General features: G+C 68.2%; 19 protein-coding genes. 8 read left to right on the forward strand and 11 right to left on the reverse strand.

The window, feature by feature from the left end; all coding sequences use genetic code 11:
* Positions 1–656 (forward strand): type VI secretion system-associated FHA domain protein TagH (tagH, locus tag D3H34_RS28370; RefSeq protein ID WP_119557895.1); only part of this gene is annotated, 656 nt, incomplete at its 5' end.
* Positions 657–696: 40 nt separating this feature from the next.
* A complete protein-coding gene (locus D3H34_RS28375) occupies positions 697–1,491 on the forward strand; it encodes a PP2C family protein-serine/threonine phosphatase (protein WP_119557896.1) in 795 nt (264 codons plus the stop codon).
* A 93-nt stretch (positions 1,492–1,584) separates the two neighbouring features.
* On the opposite strand, the gene D3H34_RS28380 is transcribed toward D3H34_RS28375, so the two are convergent.
* From D3H34_RS28380 to tssA, 5 genes are all read right to left on the reverse strand, one after another.
* A complete protein-coding gene (locus D3H34_RS28380; protein WP_119557897.1) occupies positions 1,585–2,085 on the reverse strand; it encodes a peptidoglycan-binding domain-containing protein in 501 nt (166 codons plus the stop codon).
* A gap of 86 nt (positions 2,086–2,171) precedes the next feature.
* Positions 2,172–2,651, reverse strand: a complete 480-nt coding sequence (locus D3H34_RS28385; RefSeq protein WP_119557898.1) for an Hcp family type VI secretion system effector — start codon at positions 2,649–2,651, stop codon at positions 2,172–2,174.
* Positions 2,652–2,803: 152 nt separating this feature from the next.
* A complete protein-coding gene (gene tssC, locus D3H34_RS28390; RefSeq protein ID WP_119557899.1) occupies positions 2,804–4,297 on the reverse strand; it encodes a type VI secretion system contractile sheath large subunit in 1,494 nt (497 codons plus the stop codon).
* A gap of 58 nt (positions 4,298–4,355) precedes the next feature.
* Positions 4,356–4,868 (reverse strand): type VI secretion system contractile sheath small subunit, encoded by a 513-nt coding sequence (tssB, locus tag D3H34_RS28395; protein ID WP_119557900.1) that lies wholly within the window; start codon positions 4,866–4,868, stop codon positions 4,356–4,358.
* 49 nt (positions 4,869–4,917) lie between these two features.
* Positions 4,918–5,946: a type VI secretion system protein TssA gene (gene tssA / locus D3H34_RS28400; protein WP_119557901.1), complete on the reverse strand. Its 1,029-nt coding sequence runs from the start codon at positions 5,944–5,946 to the stop codon at positions 4,918–4,920.
* 71 nt (positions 5,947–6,017) lie between these two features.
* Here tssA and tssJ point away from each other — a divergent pair, with 71 nt between their 5' ends.
* Positions 6,018–6,533, forward strand: a complete 516-nt coding sequence (gene tssJ / locus D3H34_RS28405) for a type VI secretion system lipoprotein TssJ (RefSeq protein ID WP_119557902.1) — start codon at positions 6,018–6,020, stop codon at positions 6,531–6,533.
* Positions 6,534–6,542: 9 nt separating this feature from the next.
* Here the strand turns inward: tssJ and D3H34_RS28410 are convergent, their stop codons facing one another.
* Positions 6,543–7,874, reverse strand: coding sequence for a DotU family type IV/VI secretion system protein (locus D3H34_RS28410; protein ID WP_119557903.1), 1,332 nt, complete (start codon positions 7,872–7,874; stop codon positions 6,543–6,545).
* A 253-nt stretch (positions 7,875–8,127) separates the two neighbouring features.
* Between D3H34_RS28410 and D3H34_RS28415 the strand changes: the two genes are divergently transcribed.
* Entirely contained in the window at positions 8,128–8,829 is a 702-nt protein-coding gene (locus D3H34_RS28415; protein ID WP_119557904.1) for a response regulator transcription factor, read from the forward strand.
* A gap of 15 nt (positions 8,830–8,844) precedes the next feature.
* Here D3H34_RS28415 and D3H34_RS28420 read toward each other — a convergent pair whose 3' ends face one another.
* The 3 genes from D3H34_RS28420 to D3H34_RS28430 form a co-directional block, all read right to left on the reverse strand.
* The gene (locus D3H34_RS28420; protein ID WP_119557905.1) at positions 8,845–10,080 is read right to left on the reverse strand and encodes an NUDIX hydrolase; all 1,236 of its coding nucleotides are present in this window, start codon (positions 10,078–10,080) and stop codon (positions 8,845–8,847) included.
* Between the two features lie 122 nt (positions 10,081–10,202).
* Positions 10,203–10,574 carry a hypothetical protein gene (locus D3H34_RS28425; protein WP_119557906.1) on the reverse strand — a complete coding sequence of 124 codons (372 nt, stop codon included), beginning with the start codon at positions 10,572–10,574 and terminating at the stop codon, positions 10,203–10,205.
* 113 nt (positions 10,575–10,687) lie between these two features.
* Positions 10,688–11,551 (reverse strand): LysR family transcriptional regulator, encoded by an 864-nt coding sequence (locus D3H34_RS28430; RefSeq protein ID WP_119557907.1) that lies wholly within the window; start codon positions 11,549–11,551, stop codon positions 10,688–10,690.
* 161 nt (positions 11,552–11,712) lie between these two features.
* Between D3H34_RS28430 and D3H34_RS28435 the strand changes: the two genes are divergently transcribed.
* The 4 genes from D3H34_RS28435 to D3H34_RS28450 all read left to right on the forward strand — a co-directional run bounded on the left by D3H34_RS28435 (position 11,713) and on the right by D3H34_RS28450 (position 18,081).
* Positions 11,713–13,026 carry an aspartate aminotransferase family protein gene (locus tag D3H34_RS28435; protein WP_119557908.1) on the forward strand — a complete coding sequence of 438 codons (1,314 nt, stop codon included), beginning with the start codon at positions 11,713–11,715 and terminating at the stop codon, positions 13,024–13,026.
* Positions 13,027–13,398: 372 nt separating this feature from the next.
* Positions 13,399–14,793 carry a dicarboxylate/amino acid:cation symporter gene (locus tag D3H34_RS28440; protein WP_119557909.1) on the forward strand — a complete coding sequence of 465 codons (1,395 nt, stop codon included), beginning with the start codon at positions 13,399–13,401 and terminating at the stop codon, positions 14,791–14,793.
* Between the two features lie 113 nt (positions 14,794–14,906).
* A complete protein-coding gene (locus tag D3H34_RS28445; protein WP_286186370.1) occupies positions 14,907–16,673 on the forward strand; it encodes a sensor histidine kinase in 1,767 nt (588 codons plus the stop codon).
* A 19-nt stretch (positions 16,674–16,692) separates the two neighbouring features.
* Positions 16,693–18,081, forward strand: a complete 1,389-nt coding sequence (locus tag D3H34_RS28450; protein ID WP_286186371.1) for a sigma-54-dependent transcriptional regulator — start codon at positions 16,693–16,695, stop codon at positions 18,079–18,081.
* Between the two features lie 16 nt (positions 18,082–18,097).
* On the opposite strand, the gene D3H34_RS28455 is transcribed toward D3H34_RS28450, so the two are convergent.
* Both D3H34_RS28455 and D3H34_RS28460 read right to left on the reverse strand, forming a co-directional pair.
* A complete protein-coding gene (locus tag D3H34_RS28455; RefSeq protein WP_119557911.1) occupies positions 18,098–18,952 on the reverse strand; it encodes a carbohydrate ABC transporter permease in 855 nt (284 codons plus the stop codon).
* Positions 18,949–19,839: a carbohydrate ABC transporter permease gene (locus D3H34_RS28460; protein ID WP_119557912.1), complete on the reverse strand. Its 891-nt coding sequence runs from the start codon at positions 19,837–19,839 to the stop codon at positions 18,949–18,951. The genes D3H34_RS28455 and D3H34_RS28460 overlap by 4 nt, the downstream gene beginning before the upstream one ends.
* Positions 19,840–19,872 lie beyond the last annotated feature (33 nt).

The following is a 19,872-nucleotide window of genomic DNA, read 5'->3' on the forward strand; positions in this document are numbered from 1 at the left end:
CTCCACCGCCGCCCCCCGTGCGTGTCGCGCCGCCGGCGCCTGCCGCAGCTGCGCGCGCGGCCTCCGACGACGAACTGCTCGCCGCTTTCCTGCGCGGCCTGGCCAGCACGCACCAGCCGCCCGAGATGCTCACGCCGGGCCTGATGGAGCGCATCGGATCGATGCTGCGAAGCGCGACGGAAGGCACGCTGCAGCTGCTGCTCACGCGCCAGGAGTTCAAGCGCGAGGTGCGCGCCGAGGTCACGATGATTGCGGCGCAGGCCAACAACCCGCTGAAGTTCTCGCCCACGGTCGAGGTCGCGCTGGCGCACCTGCTGGGCCCCGGCGTGCGCGGCTTCATGCCGCCCGAGGCCGCGATGCGCGACGCCTTCGACGACCTGCGCGCCCACCAGTTCGGCGTGATGGTGGGCATGCGTGCGGCGCTGGCCCATGTCATCGGGCGCTTCGAGCCCGCGGAGCTGGAGAAGAAGATCAGCGCGAAGACCGCGCTCGACGCGCTCTTCGCCGCCAACCGCAAGGCCAAGCTCTGGGACCAGTTCGTGGCGCTGTATGGCGGCATCGCGAGCGAGGCCGAGGACGACTTCCACAGCCTCTTCGGCAAGGCCTTCCTCGCGGCCTACGAAGAGCAGATGGCGCGCTTGAAGTCCGACACCTGAGACATACCAGACCCACCCCAGCACTCGCGAGGCACCCCGCTTGGAAATCGAAATCGTCACGCTCTCCCGGCAGGGCGGCCGCACCTACAACGAGGACGTGCATGGGCATTGGCACGACGAGCGCTATGTCGCCTGCCTGGTGGCCGACGGCGCGGGCGGCCACGGCGGCGGCGACGTGGCGGCCGCCACGGTGCGCGCCAGCATGCTCGGCGGCTTCTCGGCCGCGCCGTCGATGGACGAGGCCGTGTTGCGCGGACTCGTCGAGCGCGCGAACCTCGACGTGGTGGCGCGCCAGGCCGAAGGCGGCAAGCTCGCCGGCATGCGTTCCACCGTGGTCTTCGCGGTGATCGACCTCGAGCACGAGGGCCTGGCCTGGGTGCACAGCGGCGACAGCCGCGCTTATCTGTTCCGTGGCGGCGCCATCGTGGCGCGCACCACCGACCACAGCCTGGTGCAGCAGATGGTCGCCGGCGGCATGCTCGACGAAGAGGGCGCGCGCCTGCATCCGCAGCGCAACATGCTGCTGTCGGCACTCGGCTCGATCGAGGAAGCACCCGACATCGCGGTGTCCGACCGCATGCGCCTCATGCCCGGCGACGTGCTGCTCTTGTGCAGCGACGGCGTGTGGGAGCCGCTGGGCGACGAGTGCCTGGTCGACACGCTTCACGCGTCGCGCACGCCCAGCCAGTGGACCGAGCTGCTCGACGCGCAGATCAAGGCCAATGCCAAGCCGGGGCATGACAACTACACGGCGCTCACGCTGTGGGTGATCGAAGACGCCGACGACGACATGACGCGCCTGCTGCCCGAGAACGTCGCTTCGACGGCGCCTTGAGAGCGGCCCGCTTCGCGACGGCGCCGCCGTCCCGCCCGCAAAGAAAAACGCCCATCCATCGGACGGGCGTTTTGCACGGGGCCGTTGAGGCGTTCAGCTGTACTTGCTGGCCTTCTTCTTGACCCGCTTCAGCGCGCTGCGCAGCAACGCGGGCATGTCTTCGCGGTTCGGCAGGTTGGTGTAGTTGTCGATGTTCTGCTCTTCGCAGCTGTTGGCACAGCCGTTGTTCAGCAGGTCGAGCGCGTAGCGCGTCTTGCTGATCGTGCTGGACGCACCGGGTTCGCGGAACGGATCGAAGATGCCGTCCGGCAGGACCTTGCGGCCGCGTGCGATCGCCTGTTCCTGGAAGTGCGTGATGTGCTTCTGCGTGACCGGCCCGTAATAGCCGTCCACGACGATCACTTCGTTCCAGTTGGGGGGCGGGTCGAAGTCGTGGTTGAAGCCGAGCAACTCGTAGTAGAAGATCTTGAACAGGGCCTGCACCAGCATCACGTCTTCACGCGTGTTGGAGCCGATCCGTCCGACTGACCAATCGGTGTTGTAGGTCGTGTGCAGCTTGCCGCTGGTGCCGATGAGTGTGGTGCTGAATGCCATGGCATTGCTCCGGTGAGGACGTGCAGGGACCGGACCCGGGACGCTCGCGCGCCCGGAGCCGGACATGACCGACGGGTCCGTCGCCGTCAGCGGGTTTCGGTGGTGGCCACGTTCCAGCCGAACTTCACCTCGCCGCCGCCGGCGCCCTTTTCGTCCTGGCCCTTGTAGGCGAACTCGATGTCCTTGAAGCTGCAGGACACCTGCTCGTGCACGTCGCCACCTTGTGCGCCGCCAGGGCCCACGCTGGAGATGAAGACTTCCTTGAGCGTGACCTTCAGGTACTCCTGCTGGCCTTCGCCCGACTTGCGGCAGGTCATGACCATGTCCTTGAAGTGCTTGCCGCTGACGCAGTTCTTGGCGAGCACGGGCGATGCCTTGTCGTAGACGTGCGTGAAGTTGAATTCACCCGGCGTGGCCTTGCCCTTGCCCGAACCGCCACCCGAACCCGCGCCCGATGCGTTGCTCACGTTCCAGGACCACGACGAAATCTCGATCTCGTCCTTGTGGTCCTTGTGAGAAGACTCGCCCTTGACGCCGTCGAGCTTGATGTGAAAGTCAGAAGACATGTTCCTACTCCTTGGAGCCCGATTGCATTCAGGCGGTTGATGATCGAAAGGAAAAAATTGGCTGCCGGTGGTGGGAGGGAAGTTCCGATGTCCGGCAGTTACTCATAGAACGAAACGGAAGCGGGATTTCAATAAGAATCCGCAGATTTTTTTCAACCCGCGCCCTTGGCCGTGGGCAGCTTCGACACCAGTCGCAGAGAGACCGTGAGGCCTTCGAGCTGGTAGTGCGGGCGCAGGAAGAACTTGGACGTGTAGTAGCCCGGATTGCCTTCGACTTCCTCGACGATCACCTCGGCGGCGGCCAGCGGCTTCTGGGCCTTGGTGGTTTCCGACGAGTTGGCGGGGTCGCCGTCCACGTAGTTCATGATCCATTTGTTGAGCCAGCGCTGCATGTCCTCGCGCTCCTTGAAGCTGCCGACCTTGTCGCGCACGATGCACTTCAGGTAGTGCGCAAAGCGGTTGCAGGCAAAGAGGTAGGGCAGGCGGGCCGCCAGGTTGGCGTTGGCCGTGGCGTCGGGGTCGTCGTACTCGGCCGGCTTGTTCAGCGACTGGGCGCCGATGAAGGCCGCGAAGTCGGAGTTCTTGCGGTGGATCATCGACAGCAGGCCGGCCTTCGAGAGTTCGGCTTCGCGCCGGTCGCTGATGGCGATCTCGGTGGGGCACTTCTGGTCCACGCCGCCGTCGTCGCTGGGGAAGGTGTGCAGCGGCAGGTTTTCCACCGCGCCGCCCGACTCGATGCCGCGGATGCGCGACCCCCAGCCGTACAGCTTGTACGAGCGGTTGATGTTGGTCGCCATCGCATAGGCGGCATTGGCCCAGGCGTACTTGCTGTGGTCGGCGCCGGCGGTGTCTTCCTCGAAGTCGAACTCTTCCACCGGGTTGGTGTTGGCGCCGTAAGGCGTGCGCGCCAGGAAGCGCGGCATGCACAGGCCCAGGTACTTGGAATCGTCCGACTCGCGCAGGCTGCGCCAGCCGGCGTACTCGGGGGTGGAGAAGATCTTGGTCAGGTCGCGCGGGTTGGCGAGCTCCTGCCACGACTCCATCTGCATCAGGTTGGGGCTGGCGCCGGTGATGAAGGGCGCATGCGCCGAGGCGGCGATCTTGGCCATCTCGCCGAGCAGCTCCACGTCGGGCGGGCTCTGGTCGAAGTGGTAGTCGCCCACCAGCGCGCCGAAGGGCTCGCCGCCGAACTGGCCGTACTCTTCCTCGTAGATCTTCTTGAACATCGGGCTCTGGTCCCAGGCCGCGCCCTTGAACTTCTTGAGGTTCTTGGCCAGCTCCTGCTTGGAGATGTCCATCACGCGGATCTTCAGGTTCTCGTCGGTTTCGGTGTTGTTCACCATGTAGTGCAGGCCGCGCCACGCACTCTCGAGCTTCTGGTAGTCGGGGTGGTGGATGATCTTGTTCACCTGCTCGGTGAGCTTGGCGTCGATCGCGGCGATCATGGCCTGGATCGATTTGGTCACGTCCTTGCCGATAACGGTGCTGTTGCTCAGCGCCTGCTGCGCCAGCGTGAGCACGGCCGCCTCGACGGCGCTCTTGGCTTCGTCGCTGCGCGGCTTGAATTCTTTCTGCAGCAGCGACGAGAAGTCGCTTCCCGCGTACGCAACGTCTTTCAGTGCGCTCTGCTCGAGTGCGTCGGCCATGATGGTTTCTCCTCGTGTACCGGTGGGTGTCTGTCAGGAATCGGGGCGGGGGTGAGGCTCAGGCGGCGGCGTCGCCGTCTTCGGGCTTCTTGCTGGCGGCCAGCGTCTGCAGCAGGGCCGGGTCTTCGAGCACCTTGGCCAGCAGGTCTTCGGCGCCGCCCTTGCCGTCCATGTAGGTCACCAGGTTGGACAGCTGCGTGCGCGCTTCGAGCAGCTTGTTGAGCGCGCCGACCTTGCGGGCCACGGCGGCGGGCGAGAAGTCGTCCATGTTGTCGAAGGTGAGCTCGACCTTGAGGTCGCCCTCGCCGGTGAGCGAGTTCTCCACCGCGAAGGCGGCGCGCGGCTTCATGGCCTTCATGCGGGCGTCGAAATTGTCGACGTCGAACTCGAGGAACTTGCGGTCGACCACCGGCGCGAGCGGGTCGGCGGGCTTGCCCGACAGGTCGGCCAGCACGCCCATCACGAAGGGCAGCTGGACCTTCTTCTCGGCGCCGTAGAGCTCGACGTCGTATTCGATCTGGACCCGGGGCGCCCGGTTGCGTGCGATGAATTTCTGACTGCTCTTGGCCATGGCGATGCTCCTTGCGAGGGTGAATGGGGACGGGTGGAAACGGGGGCGGTCATTCGGACTGGCGTTTGCCCGTCACGGTCTCGATGGTGTCCATCGCGTTGGGCGCGAGGTTGGCCATGATGTCGAGGAAGCTCACGCCGATGAGCTTCTTGGCGCGTTCGATCAGCAGCGGCGCGGGGTTGCCGGGCTCGGCCTGTTCGAGGTAGCGGATGACGCGGTCGAGCATCTGCACCGCGTCCTGGCGGTTCTGGATCTCGCCGCGCGGCGCGGCCGGACGGGCGTTGCCGGACGGTGCGTCGCCGTCTGCCGCCGTGCCTTCATCGGCCGATGCCTCCGGCGCACCGGCTGCCGCCGTGCAGGCCTTGGCGACCGTGCGCGCGACGGTGCGCAGCGTGCCCAGGTCGACCGCGTCAGTACGACCCGTGCGCTCGCCCAGCAGCTTCTGCAGGCGGTCGATCAGCGGAGGAAGGCCGATGGCGGCCTGCAGCTGTTCGGGTTGTGCCGCATGCAGCGCTTCGAGTCCGCCGTGCACCTGCGCGGGCGAGTAGGAGACCTCGCCACCGACCGCATTCAGCACACCCTGTGCGATCGCGATGTCGCGCACGCGGATCGGTCCCACGCCAGGCGCGTTGCCCACCGGCGCGTCGTACAGGTCGCGCGGCACCATGCTCTCGTCGGCCAGCGGCGCGAGCGCGTTCAGGCGCATGGTGGGGTCGTTGTCGTCGTCGGCATCCAGCTTTGGATGTATGCCGTCCCAGAAGGTATCGAGCAACGAGGTGAGCAATTGCAGGCCTGCCGCAAAACCGACCGTGCCCTGCAGGCGAGTGGCGGCGCGCAGCAACAGCACGGCGGCGCGCACGTCCTTGCTGCGGCGCAGCTGTGCGTCGGCGCGCTCGGCCACGTCGCGCCAGTCGGGTTCGACGGCGGGGATCACGGTGTCGCCGAACTGCTGTTCGGCCTTGCCCTGCGCAGCGGCGATGAGCGCCATGAAGTCGGCGTCGTACTCCAGGTCGTCTCCGCAAGGCGAGGCCTCGCCGATGGGCGTGAGCAGTGCGTCGACGAGTTGTGGAGTCAGCATGTTGCCTGTTCGAGTTCGCTGGTGATAATCAAAGATGCGTCCGGACCGGTCAATGCAACGAAGGGAATAGCATGCGCACGCTCGGTACACACCATTCGTCCTATGAGGGCCTCCTTGCTGTCGCATCGCGGCGCCGTATCGCAGCCTTTGGCCTTGCTGCAGCGGGTCTTCTGCTGGCAGGCTGCGCGAGCAAACCGGTGGTCACGCCGGTGTCGCTCACGCTCGCGGCCGGCGCCGATGCCAACCCCGATGCGCGCGGCCGCGCCTCGCCGCTCACGGTGCGCGTCTACGCGCTCAAGTCGCCGGGGCCGTTCGAAGGTGCCGACTTCTTCTCGCTGTTCGAAAAAGACCAGGCCACGCTCGGCGCCGAACTGGTGCAACGCGAAGAGATGCTGCTGCGCCCCGGCGAGAGCCGCAAGCTCGAGCTCACGCTGCCGGCCGATGCCAAGGCGATCGGCGTGATGGCCGCGTTCCGCGACCTCGACCGCGCGCGCTGGCGCGAGGTGCGCGCCGTCACGCCGGGCCAGGCCCAGGTGCTCAACGTGACCTTCGGCGCGCGGCAGATCCGGGTCGAGGCTGCCAAGTAACGTTGGCACTCAGCGCGCCACGGTTTCGAGCGAAATGAAATCGGCGAGGAGCCGTTCGCTGTTCTTGCTGGCCGCCAGCGCCTCGCGCAGGCGCAGCAGGTAGGCCGAGGCCATCTCGAACGGCGGCCGGTCGGAGTTTTCGCTGAACGGCATCGGCGCCGACAGCACGGTGATCATGACGTTGCCGAACGGCGGGCTCACGAGCCAGCTCGACGGGATGTCGTGCGCGAGTTCCAGCGACTCGCCGGCGCGCAGCCGCGTCGGGGCCTGGCCGGTGTTCAGGTGCATCACGGCGCCGTCGGCGGTGTAGTAGTCGACCCAGATGTAGCTCTCGTGGCGCGGCGCCACCACCTGCACGCGCACCGCGTCGCCCTCGCGCAGCCGGCCCTCGCGCGCCGACGGGGCGCTCACCGCCAGCCCGTACCCCTTCTGGCGGTTGCGCGCCTGCGAGGGCTTGAGGATGGCGAACACCTCGCAGTGCGGCCACACGCGCAGCCCGATGTCGAAGTGGGGCGCCTGCACGCCGGGGATGCCGGCGACGTCGCCCGCCACTTTCAGCAGGTCGTCGCGCTGCGAGACAAAGCCGGTCACGCGCGGGCGGCCGTCGGGGTCGATCGATGCCTCGAGGTCCGCGCAGGTGTAGCTGGCGAGTTGCCGGTCGATGCGCTGCGTGAGCGTCGTGTCGGCGGCCGGCGGGCCGGCCTGCCAGAACCACAGCAGGGCGAGCGACGACAGCAGCAGCGCCATGCCGAGCGCGACGCCGATGCGCCACGAGGTGCGGTGTCGCCGCCGCCTGCCGGCCGCACCGAGCGCGGCGGGAAGGGTGTCGAGAGGGGGGGTGATGCGCTCGTGCGCGAGGCCATCGAGTTCGGGTGGCGATGGCTGCAGCTGCCGGCCATGCAGGTCCTTCAGCTTGCCGAGTTCGCCTTCGTCGCCCGTCTCGAAGTAGTACTGGCCCTTGAAGCCGTGCGCCAGGGCGTGCCAGTAGACCTCGCGCACTGCATGGTCCTGCGCGCCCAGCGCCGAGAGGTGGTGGAAGAACTCGCTGTGGGCGTTGGTGGAGTTGAACAGCTGCACCTGCAGCGGCGCGGCGCCGTCCACCGCGTCGGGGTGGCGCCCCAGGATCTCGTCGAGCCATGCGACCATGGCGAATGCGGCCGATTCGATCTGCGCGGCACTGGCGCCTGTCGCCTGCGCATCGGCACGCGCGATGTCGAGCAGGCGGCGGGCCTCGCGCTGGGCGTCGTCGTGGGGGAGCGTGGGCTGGCCGGCGGCGATCGACGCATCGAGTCCGAGGCCGAAGGCGATGAAGGGGGAGAAGCAGTCGAGCAGGCGGGCCATGAGGAATGCCCGCTTCTCAAGCGTGCATTGCGAAGCATGCCTTGCACCGGCGTCTGCAGCGATCGCACATGCCCATGTCCCCGGTCGTTCGAGTGGGCGTTCATTTTTTCAACGGGCACCGGAGGCCGCCATACCGCTTGGGGTCTATGCCGTTGGTAGGGCGCGGTGGCCTTGCTGGACGGGGCAATCGCCGTTATCTTCTGAGGCGCAGAAGAATCCAATGCACATTGACGTTGGGACACCGGGGTATGCCATGAAAATTCTGATCGCCGACGACCACCGGCTCGTCATCGAGGCGGTCAAAGCCAAGTTGTCGGAACTGGGAGCGGGCATCGAGTTCGTCCTGGCGATGAGCGTCGACGAACTGCTTGCCGGAGCGACCGACGATCTCGACCTGGCCCTGATCGACCTCAACATGCCCGGTGCGGACGGGCAGGCCCACATCGACGAGATCCGGCGACGACACCCGGCGGTGCCGGTGATCGTGCTGTCGGGCTACGAAGACCCGGCCATCATGCGCAGCGCGCTCGAACGCGGCGTGCTCGGCTTCATTCCCAAGGCCTATTCGCCCGAAGTCATGCTGTCGGCGGTGCGCCTGGTGCTGGCGGGCGGCGTCTACGTGCCGCCGATGATGCTGACGGCGCTGCCGCCGGGCGTCGTGGCCGGCGTCACGCCGTCGTCTTCCGCGGCCGGCGAGGCCTTCGCGCGCGGCAATGGCAATGGCGCGGGCACCCAGACCCTCGAACACCTGCGCAGCGTGCTGACCGAGCGGCAGGTCGAGGTGCTGCAGCTGCTGTCGCAGGGCAAGCCGAACAAGCTGATCGGGCGCAGCCTGGGCATCAGCGAAGGCACGGTGAAGATCCACCTGGCCGCGATCTTCCGTGCGCTCAACGTGCGCAACCGCACCGAGGCGGTGGTGGCGGCGCAGGCGTTGACGGAAGCGCAGCAGGCCTGAGACACCTGCGACCGCTCAGTCGGCAAGCACCGACGCCGGCCGGCGCATGAAGCCGCGCGGCGGCACGATCCATTCGACGAGGTGATCCGTCTCGACCGCGGCGGTGTCCGCTGCGTCGTGCGTGAACAGCATGCGTTCCTCGGCCAGCAGGAAACCCCGCGCACCCAGCACATGCAGCGTGGCACCGCCGAGGTTCAGGGACTGCACCGCAGAGTCCGTGGACAGCACCCATTGCACCGGCCCGGGCGCCGCGCCCCGCAGTGCGGCCTCGTGCGCCGCGTCGCCGGGCACGCGGTTGATCAGCGCCCAGCCTTCACTGCCGCCGATCAGGAAGCTGTTGAGGCCGCTGTCGTGCACCAGGCGCAGCACGCGCGCGGACAGCGGCGTGACCAGGCCCGCTTCGAGCGCATAACGGCCACCGCCCTGGCCGTCGGGGTCCAGGTGCCCGATCTCGTCGTAGGCCGGCTCTTCCATGTTCACCGGGCGGCGACCTGAGGGGCCGTCGGCCAGCCGCGGCATGGTCAGCGGAATGCGGCGCAGCGCGCGCGCATGGCGCATGAAGTCGTCGACGCAGGCGAAGGTGGCCAGATGCTCGAGCACGCGCCGCGTCACGTTCAGCAGCTTGAGGCCGCGCGCGGGGCTGACCGCGTCGGCGGGTTTCAGCCACATGTGTTCGACGGTCTCGCGACCGTCGGGGCGCACGTCCTGGCCGGCGGGCATCGCGGCCGCGAAGAAGCGCGTGTCGAAGCGGCGCGGCATGCCGGGCGGGGTCAGCCAGTGGCTGAAGTAGGCGACGCGGTCGACAGCCAGGCACCAGCCGCGCGCGGCGCACAGCGCGAGCAGGGCGTCGGTGCTGCGTTCGGCCGCCGCGCGCATGGCGTCGAGTTCACCGGACGTGAGCGTGAGCAGCTCGACCGGCCGGCCCTGCGCATCGTTCGCGAGCAGCAACCCGGCCTCTTCGAAGCACTCGCGGATCGCAGCCGCATGGAAGTCGAGCCCGCCTTCGGGCAGGCCGAGGCGCTCGCTCGCGGCGGCGTCGTCCAGGCCCGCGCACAGCGGGTGCAGCAGGCGGTCGTGCGCATCGACCATGCCGCCCGGGAAGACGCTGGCGCCGCTGTTCTGGTCGTTGGCCTTCTCGGCCCGCCGCAGCATCAGGACCTCGAGGCCTTCCGTGCCGTCGCGCAGCACGACCAGCGTGGCGGCGGTGCGGATGGGGCGAGGTGCGGCGGGCGGGGTCGTGGGCGTGGTCATGGGGCGGTATTTTGAGGTCCGGGGCGGACACGCGCAGTCGCGTACGCGCACTGCGCATGGCGCCTTTCCGGGACGGACTGCCTCGAGCGCGCTGTCAGATCACACCACCCGAGCACACAGCATCAGTCGCGATCTTCGTAATAGCGGCGGTGCTGTTCGCGCTCCCACTGCCGGCGACGCCATTCACGTCGCTCCGCGCGGCGCTCTTCCCAGCGTTCGGCACGGCGCTCTTCCCAACGGGAGCCCGGCTCGTAGTAGATGGGCGCCGGCGTGGCGTAGACCGGCTGCGCGGGCTGGTAGTAGCGCGGGGCCGGCCGCGAGTAAACGGGGGCGGGTTCGTAGTAGACCGGCGCGGGCTCGCTCACGACCACGCCCGGCAGGTTGACGCCAATGGACCAGCTCGTGGCCGCTTGGGCCGATGCAGCGGCGAACAAGGCACCGGCGGCAACGACACCTGCGGCAGCCAGTTGGAACGCGCGTTGGGACAACTTCATTTCATCTCCAGGAGGGCGAGACATCGCCCTGATGCCCATCCAACGCCCGGCCTGGTGCTACCGCGCACATCGCGACGGTGAAGAACGTTCCCAAATGTCACGGTGGCCGCCGTTCAGGCCGCGGGCAGAAACTTCCTGACATGCGCAGCGAAGGCCGCCGTCAATGCGCTGGGCTTGTCGCGGTCGAACGCGAGCGTGACCTCGACACTCGGCAACTCGGGCAGCCCGTGCTCCGGCGTGAGGATCTGCAGGTCGTCGGGAACGGCGGTGCGCGTCAGCACGATGACGGCCTGGCCCGAGCGTGCCATGCCGACCAGGCCCGACAGGCTGCTGCTGGCGTAGGCCAGCCGGTACGCACGGCCCGCGGCTGCCAGCGCCTGCCGGGGCAACAGGTGGTCCAGCGCATCCGGGGCGCCCAGTGCCAGCGGCAACGGGTCCATCGACGCGGCGGCGCCCCCGCGTTGCGCCACCCAGACCAGCGGCTCGAGCCGGATCGCATCGTCTGCCGCCGCGCCCGAGGCATTCGACACCGACACCAGCGCCAGGTCGACCGCATGACGTGCCAGCAGCTCGTGCAGCCGGGGCGTCGGGGCGCACGTCACTTCCAGCTGCACCTGCGGGTGCAGGCTGGCAAAGCTCTGCAGCAGGTAGGGCAGGAAGACGACCGCGTAGTCGTCGGGGCAGCTGAAGCGCAGCACGCCCGACAACTGCGTGCCGCGCAGTTCCGCCAGGGCTTCGTCGTGCTTGCGCAGCAGTTCGCCCGCGCGCACGAGCAGCCGCTCGCCGGTGGCCGTGAGCGTGACGCCGCGCCCGGTTCGGTGCAGCAGCGGTTGCTCGACGATGCCTTCGAGCTTCTGCATCTGCATGCTGAGCGCCGACTGCGTGCGCCCCACGCGGATCGCCGCCTGGCCCAGCACGCCGGTCTCGGCGATGGCCACGAAGCTGCGAAGCAGGTCGATGTCCAGGGATTGGCTCATGGGTATGCCTTCGTGCGTCGCACTGCGGTGCGAGCTTGCTTGGGGCGGCCCGGCGCGGCGCTCATGCGATGAGTTCTCCTGATACCTGAGTTCAAAACAATTCGCTTCCCGACGCAGGCGCCGGTGCGTAACGTGCAGCATTTTGATCGGGACGCATCGACATGAGCAGGAACAACGACCCCCAGTTCTGGCAGCAGGCCCAGCGGCACCTGGTGCGCTATGGCGGAAGCTTCGAGCCATTGATCATCGAGCGCGCGCAGGGCAGTTTCGTCTACGACGCCGATGGGCGGGCCATTCTCGACTTCACGTCGGGCCAGATGAGCGCCGTGCTGGGGCATTCGCATCCGGACATCGTCGCCGTCGTCACCGAGCATGTTCGCACGCTGGACCATCTCTTCAGCGGCATGCTGTCGCGCCCGGTGGTGGCACTGGCCGAGCAGATCGCGCGGCACGCGCCGGGCGATCTGGAACGCTGCCTGCTGCTGAGCACCGGTGCCGAGTCGAACGAAGCGGCGATCCGCATGGCCAAGCTGGTGACGGGCCGGCACGAGGTGGTGGCCTTCACGCAGTCGTGGCACGGCATGACCGGCAGCGCGGCCGCCGCCACCTACAGCGCCGGCCGCAAGGGCTACGGCCCCGCGGCGGCCGGTTCGCTGGCCATTCCCGCGCCCAACGCCTACCGGCCGCGCTTCACGACACCGGGTGGCGAGCTCGACTGGCGCCGCGAACTCGACGACGGTTTCGAGCAGGTCGACAGGCAATCGACGGGCGCACTGGCCGCCTTCATTGCCGAGCCCATCCTCAGCAGCGGCGGCATCCTCGAACTGCCGCCGGGCTACATGGCGGCGCTGAAGCAGAAGTGCAGCGAGCGCGGCATGCTGCTGATCGTCGACGAGGCGCAGACCGGCGTCGGCCGCACCGGCACGATGTTCGCGTGCGAGCGCGACGGCGTGGCGCCCGACATCCTGACGCTGTCCAAGACGCTGGGTGCGGGCCTGCCGCTGGCGGCCATGGTCACGACGGCCGCGATCGAGGAAGAGGCCCACGCGCGCGGCTTCCTGTTCTACACGACGCATGTCTCCGACCCGCTTCCGGCCGCGGTCGGCCTGAAGGTGCTGCAGGTGGTGGAGCGCGACGGGCTGGTCGAACGCGCGCGCAGCGCCGGCGAGCGCCTGAAGCGGGGGCTGCTCGACATGCAGTCGCGCCATGCCTGCATCGGCGACGTGCGTGGTCGTGGCCTGCTGCTGGGGTTGGAGCTGGTCACCGACCGCGAGACCAAGCACCCGGCTTCCGAACTCGGCGAGGCCATCACGCGCGAATGCATGAAGCGCGGGCTGAGCATGAACATCGTGAAGCTGCCGTCCATGGGCGGCGTCTTCCGCATCGCGCCGCCCTTGACGATCAGCGACAGCGAGATCGACCTGGGCCTGGAACTGCTCGACCAGGCCATCGGGACGGCCGTGCAGGCGCACTAGAGCGCACTAGGGTCAACCCTGAGTACGCCGTCCGAATCGCCGGACGGCTTCGCGGCGCCGCGTCCGAAAGCTCGGCGGGCCGCTTTCTTTTCTTTGAATTTCTCCAGTCTTGACAAGGACTTAGCGCCCGAATAGGTGCTCGTCCGACTGGCACGCGCGTTGCTCTGTCTCCTCCCGCACGGCCCGCCCTCGAAGGCGGGGACCGTGTGCATCCAAGGAGACACACCGATGAGCACCCCGACCCCCGCGCACCGCGGCGACCTCCTGCGAGGTCCGCCCGCAAAGACCCAACCCGCGGCCCCGCCCGCGCCCTGACCCCCCGGGGCGCCTGCCCTTTCCCTCGCCCGTTTTCCCTTGCCTGTTTTCCCTCGAATGGAGTGGTCACCAGGCCCCCCTCAAGGAGATATTCCCGTGGACCACGCTTCCGCTGCACCCGCCGCACCCAAACCGTTCTACAAGTCCCTGTACTTCCAGGTCATCACCGCCATCGTCATCGGCGTGCTGCTGGGGCATTTCTATCCCTCGACCGGCGAGGCGATGAAGCCGCTGGGCGACGGCTTCATCAAGCTCATCAAGATGATCATCGCGCCGATCATCTTCTGCACGGTGGTGGTCGGCATCGCCGGCATGGAAGACATGAAGAAGGTCGGCAAGACCGGCGGCCTGGCGCTGCTGTACTTCGAGATCGTGAGCACCATCGCGCTGATCGTCGGCCTGGTGATCATCAACATCGTGCAGCCGGGCCACGGCATGAACGTGGACGCGAGCCAGCTCGACACCAAGGCGATCGCGGCCTACACCGGCCCCGGCAAGATGACCTCGACCACCGACTTCCTGCTGAACGTGATCCCCAGCACCGTGGTCGACGCCTTCGCCAAGGGCGAGATCCTGCAGGTGCTGCTGTTCGCCGTGATGTTCGGCTTCGCGCTGCACAAGTTCGGCGGCCGCGGCACGCTGGTGTTCGACTTCATCGAGAAGTTCTCGCACGTGCTGTTCGGCATCGTCGGCTACATCATGAAGGTCGCACCCATCGGTGCCTTCGGCGCGATGGCCTTCACCATCGGCAAGTACGGCGTGGGCTCGCTGGTGCAGCTCGGCGCGCTGATGGCGACCTTCTACGCCACCTGCCTGTTCTTCATCTTCGCGGTGCTCGGCGGCATCGCGCGCGCGCACGGCTTCAGCATCTGGAAGTTCATCAAGTACATCAAGGAAGAGCTGCTGATCGTGCTGGGCACGTCGTCCAGCGAAGCCGCGCTGCCGCGCATGATGGCCAAGATGGAGAACCTGGGCGCCAAGAAGTCGGTGGTCGGCCTGGTGATTCCCACCGGCTACTCGTTCAACCTCGACGGCACCTCGATCTACCTGACGATGGCCGCGGTGTTCATCGCCCAGGCCACCAACACGCCGATGTCGCTCACGCAACAGATCACGCTGCTGGCGGTGCTGCTGCTCACCTCGAAGGGCGCGGCCGGCGTGACGGGCAGCGGCTTCATCGTGCTGGCGGCCACGCTGTCGGCGGTGGGCCATGTGCCGGTGGCGGGACTGGCGCTGATCCTGGGCATCGACCGCTTCATGTCCGAGGCGCGCGCGCTCACCAACCTGATCGGCAACGGCGTGGCCACGATGGTGGTTGCGAAATGGACCGGCGACCTCGACACCGAGCGCATGGCGCAGCAACTGGCGCAGGGCAGCGACGCCGGCGCCGACGAGCCCGAGCGCGTGCTCGACGCCACCGAGATCCACATGCCGGTGGGCAGCGCGCGCTGAGCCTGGCAGAAGCAGGGCGAGGGCAGGGGCCGGCAGGCGGCGATCTGGATTAACCTGCGCCTGCCGGGCGAGTGACCCACCGCCCACCCCCTTCCATGGACAGACCTCCTGTTGTGACGCCCAGACATCGCACCTTCCGCGCGGCCCTGCGCTGGGGCGCCGCGCTGGCGCTGGTGGCGCTCTCGGCCTTCGTCGGCCACCAGCTCTCGCAGCAGACCGGGCTGGCGCGCATGCGCGAAGCCGCCGAGCACCGGCTCGACATGATCGCGACGGGGCTCGATGCCGAGCTGACGCGTTTCGACTACCTGCCCGCGCTGCTGGAGATGACGCCGGTCGTGCCCGCGCTGCTGCGCAGCCCCGGCGACCCCGCGCTGAGCGACGCGGCCAACCGCTACCTCGCGGGCGTGAATGCCACCACGCGCGCCGAGATGCTCTACGTGCTGGACGCCGGCGGCACCTCGCTGGCGGCCTCCGACTGGGACCAGCCCGGCACCACGGTCGGCCAGCACTTCGCCTTCCGGCCCTACATGATCGATGCGCTCGCCCACGGGCGCGGGCGCTTCTACGGCGTCGGCATCACGAGCCGCCGGCCGGGCTACTACCTCTCGTACGCGCTGCGTCGCGAGCAGGCCGCGCCGGGCGTGGTCACGGTGAAGATCAACCTCGAGGACAACGAATCCGCCTGGCGCAAATTGCCGGGCGACCTGGTGGTGGTCGACCAGCGCGGCGTGATCATCCTGTCCACGCGCGACGACCTGAAGTTCAGGCCGCTGCTGCCGATGGATGCCTTGCAACGCGCCGAGGTGCTGCGCGCGCGTCCCTATGGCACGGCCCCGCTCGAGCCGCTGCAGTGGCAGCGCGTGGAGGCGCTGGCGCCGGGCGTCGACCTGCTGCGGATCGATGGAGCCGACAAGCTCGGCACCACCCGCACGCTGCGCCATGCACCTTGGCAACTCATCGCGCTGGACGACATGGGTGCGCTGCGCGTGGGCGCGCGCAATGCCGCCGTCACCGCGGCGCTGGGCATGGTGGCGCTGCTGCTGCTGGGCGTCACGCTCTGGCAGCGCCGGCTTGCCGAGCGCCAGAAGCTCGCCAACCAGGCCGCGCTGCAGGCGGCGCACGACAGCCTCGAATCGATGGTGGTCGCGCGTACCGCGCAGCTGCATGCCGCGCAGGACGAGCTGGTGCAGGCCGGCAAGATGGCGGCGCTGGGCCAGATGTCGGCCGGCCTCGCGCACGAGCTCAACCAGCCGCTGACGGCGATGCGCACGCTCTCCGAGAGCGCGGCGATCCTGCTCGACCATCGGCGCGACGACGACGTGCGCGGCAACCTGAAGCGCATCCGCGACATGGTGGACCGGCTCGCGCGGCTGACCGCGCAGCTCAAGACCTTTTCCCACAAGCAGCAGCTGCAGCGCGTGCCTGTCGTGCTGGCCGGCGCCATCGCCGAAGCGCAGGTGATCGTGGCCGGCGCGCAGCAGAAATACGGCGTGCAGGTCGAGATCGACCTCGACCCGCCACAACTGGCCGTGATGGCCGACGAGGCCGCGCTGGGCAGCGTGCTCGTCAACCTGATGCGCAACGCCATCGAGGCCATGGAAGAGGCGCCGCAGCGCCTGCTGCGCCTCGAAGGCCGGCTGCACGGCGACGGCCGCGCGCTGCTCACCGTGAGCGACACCGGCCCCGGCATCCGCGACGACGTGGTGCCGCACCTGTTCGAACCCTTCGTCACCACCAAGCCCGCGGGCTCCGGCCTGGGGCTTGGCCTGATGCTGTGCGCGCAGCTCGTGCGCGCGATGGACGGCGACCTGCAGGCCGGCAACCGCGCGGGCGGCGGCGCATACTTCGCGGTCGAACTGCCCGCCGCCGGCCTGGAATGACGATGAGGAGCGCCCGCCCTTGAACGAGATTTCTTCTTCTCCCCCTGCTGTCCGCGTGCTGCTCGTCGAGGACGACGAGGACGTGCGCCTGAGCACCACGCAGATGCTGAGCCTGGCCGGCTTCGAGGTCGAGGCCTTCCCGAGCGTGGAGCGCGTGCGGCCGCACATCGCGCTCGGCGTGCCCGCGGTGGTGGTGTGCGACGTGCGCCTGCCGCGCATGAGCGGCACCGAGTGGCTGGTCGAGGTGCATGCCATCGACCCCGAGCTGCCGGTGATTCTCGTCACCGGCCACGGCCACATCGCGATGGCCGTGGCGGCGATGCGCGACGGCGCCTACGACTTCATCGAGAAGCCCTTCGCCACAGAGCGGCTGGTGGCCATCGTGCGCCACGCCGTCGAACGCCGCCAGCTCGCGCTGCAGGTGAGCAGCTTGCGCCACGCGCTGGAGAACTGGAACGGCATCCAGTCGGTGCTCATCGGCCGCTCGGCGCAGATGCAGGCGGTGCGGCGCAACGTGATGACGCTGGCCAACACCTCCGCCGATGTGCTGATCTACGGCGAGACCGGCACCGGCAAGGAACTGGTGGCGCGCTGCCTGCACGACCACAGCGCGCGCCGGCAGCAGCACTTCGTGCCGCTGAACTGCGGCGGCCTGCCCGAGGCGCTGGCCGAGAGCGAACTCTTCGGCCACGAGGCCGGCGCCTTCACCAGCGCCAACCGCGTGCGCGTGGGCAAGTTCGAGCATGCCAACGGCGGCACGCTGTTCCTCGACGAGATCGAGAGCATGCCGATGGCCGTGCAGATCAAGCTGCTGCGCGCGCTGCAGGAGCGCAGTATCGAGCGCATCGGCTCCAACCGGCCGATCCCGCTCGACTGCCGCGTGGTCGCCGCCAGCAAGGAAGACCTCAAGGACCTCAGCGACCGCCAGAAATTCCGCGCCGACCTCTACTACCGCATCGGCGTCGCCTTCATCGAGCTGCCGCCGCTGCGTGAGCGGCGCGAAGACATCCCACTGCTGTTCGAGCATTTCGTGCTGCAGGCCGCGGCGCGCCACGACCAGCCCGCGCCGGTGCCGAGCAACGCCCAGCTGTCCGACCTGATGGCCCACGCCTGGCCCGGCAACGTGCGCGAACTGCGCAACGTGGCCGACCGCTTCGTGCTCGGGCTGCTCGGCGAACGGCTCACCCAGCTGCGCCCCACGGGCGAGCAGGCCCTGCCGCAGACGCTGCCGCAGCAGGTCGAGGCCTTCGAGCGCGCGGTCATCGTCGAGACGCTGCGCCGGCACCAGGGCGACCAGCCCGCCACGGCCAGCGCGCTGGGCATCGCGCGCCAGACGCTGTTCGACAAGCTGCGCAAGCTCGGTGTCGCAGCCGACGAATTCAAGTCGGCCCGGCCCGGGGCGGAGTAGGCGCGCGTCGCGACAACTACTTGACCGAGCCCGAGGTCAGGCCCTGCACCATGTAGCGCTGCATCCACGCAAACAGGATGGCGACAGGCACCACGGCGCAGATCGCGGCGGCCATGACCAGCTCCCACTGCACCACGTACTGGCCCGCGACCATGTTGGTGACGAGCACGGTCAGCGTCTGCTTCTCCGTGGAGCGGATCAGGGTGTAGACCACGGCGAACTCGTTCCAGGCATTGACGAAGGTGACCAGCGCCGTGACCGCCATCGCCGGCAATGCCAGAGGCAGGAACACCCGCAAGACCGTGCGCACCGGCCCCGAGCCCTCCAGCCAGGCCGACTCCTCCAGATCGCGCGGAATGGTCTCGAAGTACGAGCTCATCATCCAGACGGCAAAGGCGATGCCGAACGCGCCGTAGGCCACCACCACGGACAGGCGCGAATCGGTCATGTTGCTCCCGTCGAACCAGGGGATGCTGGCCGCCATCTTGAACAGGCCCACCACCAGCAGCACGGGCGAGATCATCTGCGTCACGAGCAGGAACTGCCGGTAGCCGCCCTGGCCGCGAAACTTCAGGCGCGCCAGCGCATAGGCGGATGGAACGCTGACGGCAATCGTCAGCACCGTGGCACTGAGCGAGACCAGCAGGCTGTTGAGCAGCGCGTGCCCGAAGCCGGTCTGGGTCCACATCGCGGAGAAGTTGCTCCACTGCCATTGCTGGGGCAGCCAGCGGGCCGGATAGACGTAGATCTCCGAGGCGGGCTTGAGCGCGGTGAGAAACATCACCGCCAGCGGAAAGATCACCACGGCCACCAGCGGCAGGAGCAGCAGCCAGCACCAGAGGCTGCGCAGGAGTTTGTCCTGGCGGATCATGCGGCGGCCTTCGCGGACTGCCGCTTCTGCAGGCGCAGATAGAACACGGTGAAGGCCAGCAGCAAGGCCAGCATCACGAGCGAAATGGCTGCTGCCTCGCCGGGGCGGCCCAGGCGAAAGCCCAGCTGGTAGAGCCAGGTGACGAGGATGTGCGTGGCGTTGTCCGGCCCGCCCTGCGTCATGATCCAGATGATGGGGAAGGAGTTGAAGACGTAGATCACGTTCAGCACGATGGCCATGTGGATGAAGGGCTTGAGCAGCGGCAACGTGAGCCGGCGGAACTGCTGCCAGCGAGAGGCACCCTCGATGCCGGCCGCCTCGTAGATGTCCTGCGACACGGACGAGAGGCCACCCAGGAAGATCGTCACGGTGAAGGGGATGGACACCAGGATGCCCACGCCCACTTCCACCCAGAAGGCGAGCTGCCCGTCGGCCAGCCAGTTGATCGGCTCCTGGATGATCCCGACCATCGCGAGGCTCGCATTGACCATGCCGTACTGGCCGTTGAAGGCCCAGGTCCAGACGATCGCGGTCATCGTCAACGACACCGCCCAGGGCAGCATCACGATGGTGCGCGCCACGCCGCGGCCGTAGAAATCCTGCTGCAGGATGAGGGCGATGGGCACGGCGCACAGCACCGCGCCGCCGACGACGCACACCGTCCATTGCACGGTGCGCCACACCACGTGGCCAAACACCGGGTCGGTGAACACGGTGCGGAAGTTGTCCAGCCCGTTGAAGGCGCGCAGCAGGCCGAAGCGCGAGATGTCGTGCACCGACTGGAACACCAGAGTGGACAGCGGGTAGGCCAGGATGAAGATGGTCAACAACAGGCTCGGCGCAATCAGCCCCCAAGCCAGCACAGGACCTCGAACGGGATTCTGCATAGGGCAATACGGTCGGAATAGGCGTGATGCGAC

This window comes from Acidovorax cavernicola, from assembly GCF_003581445.1.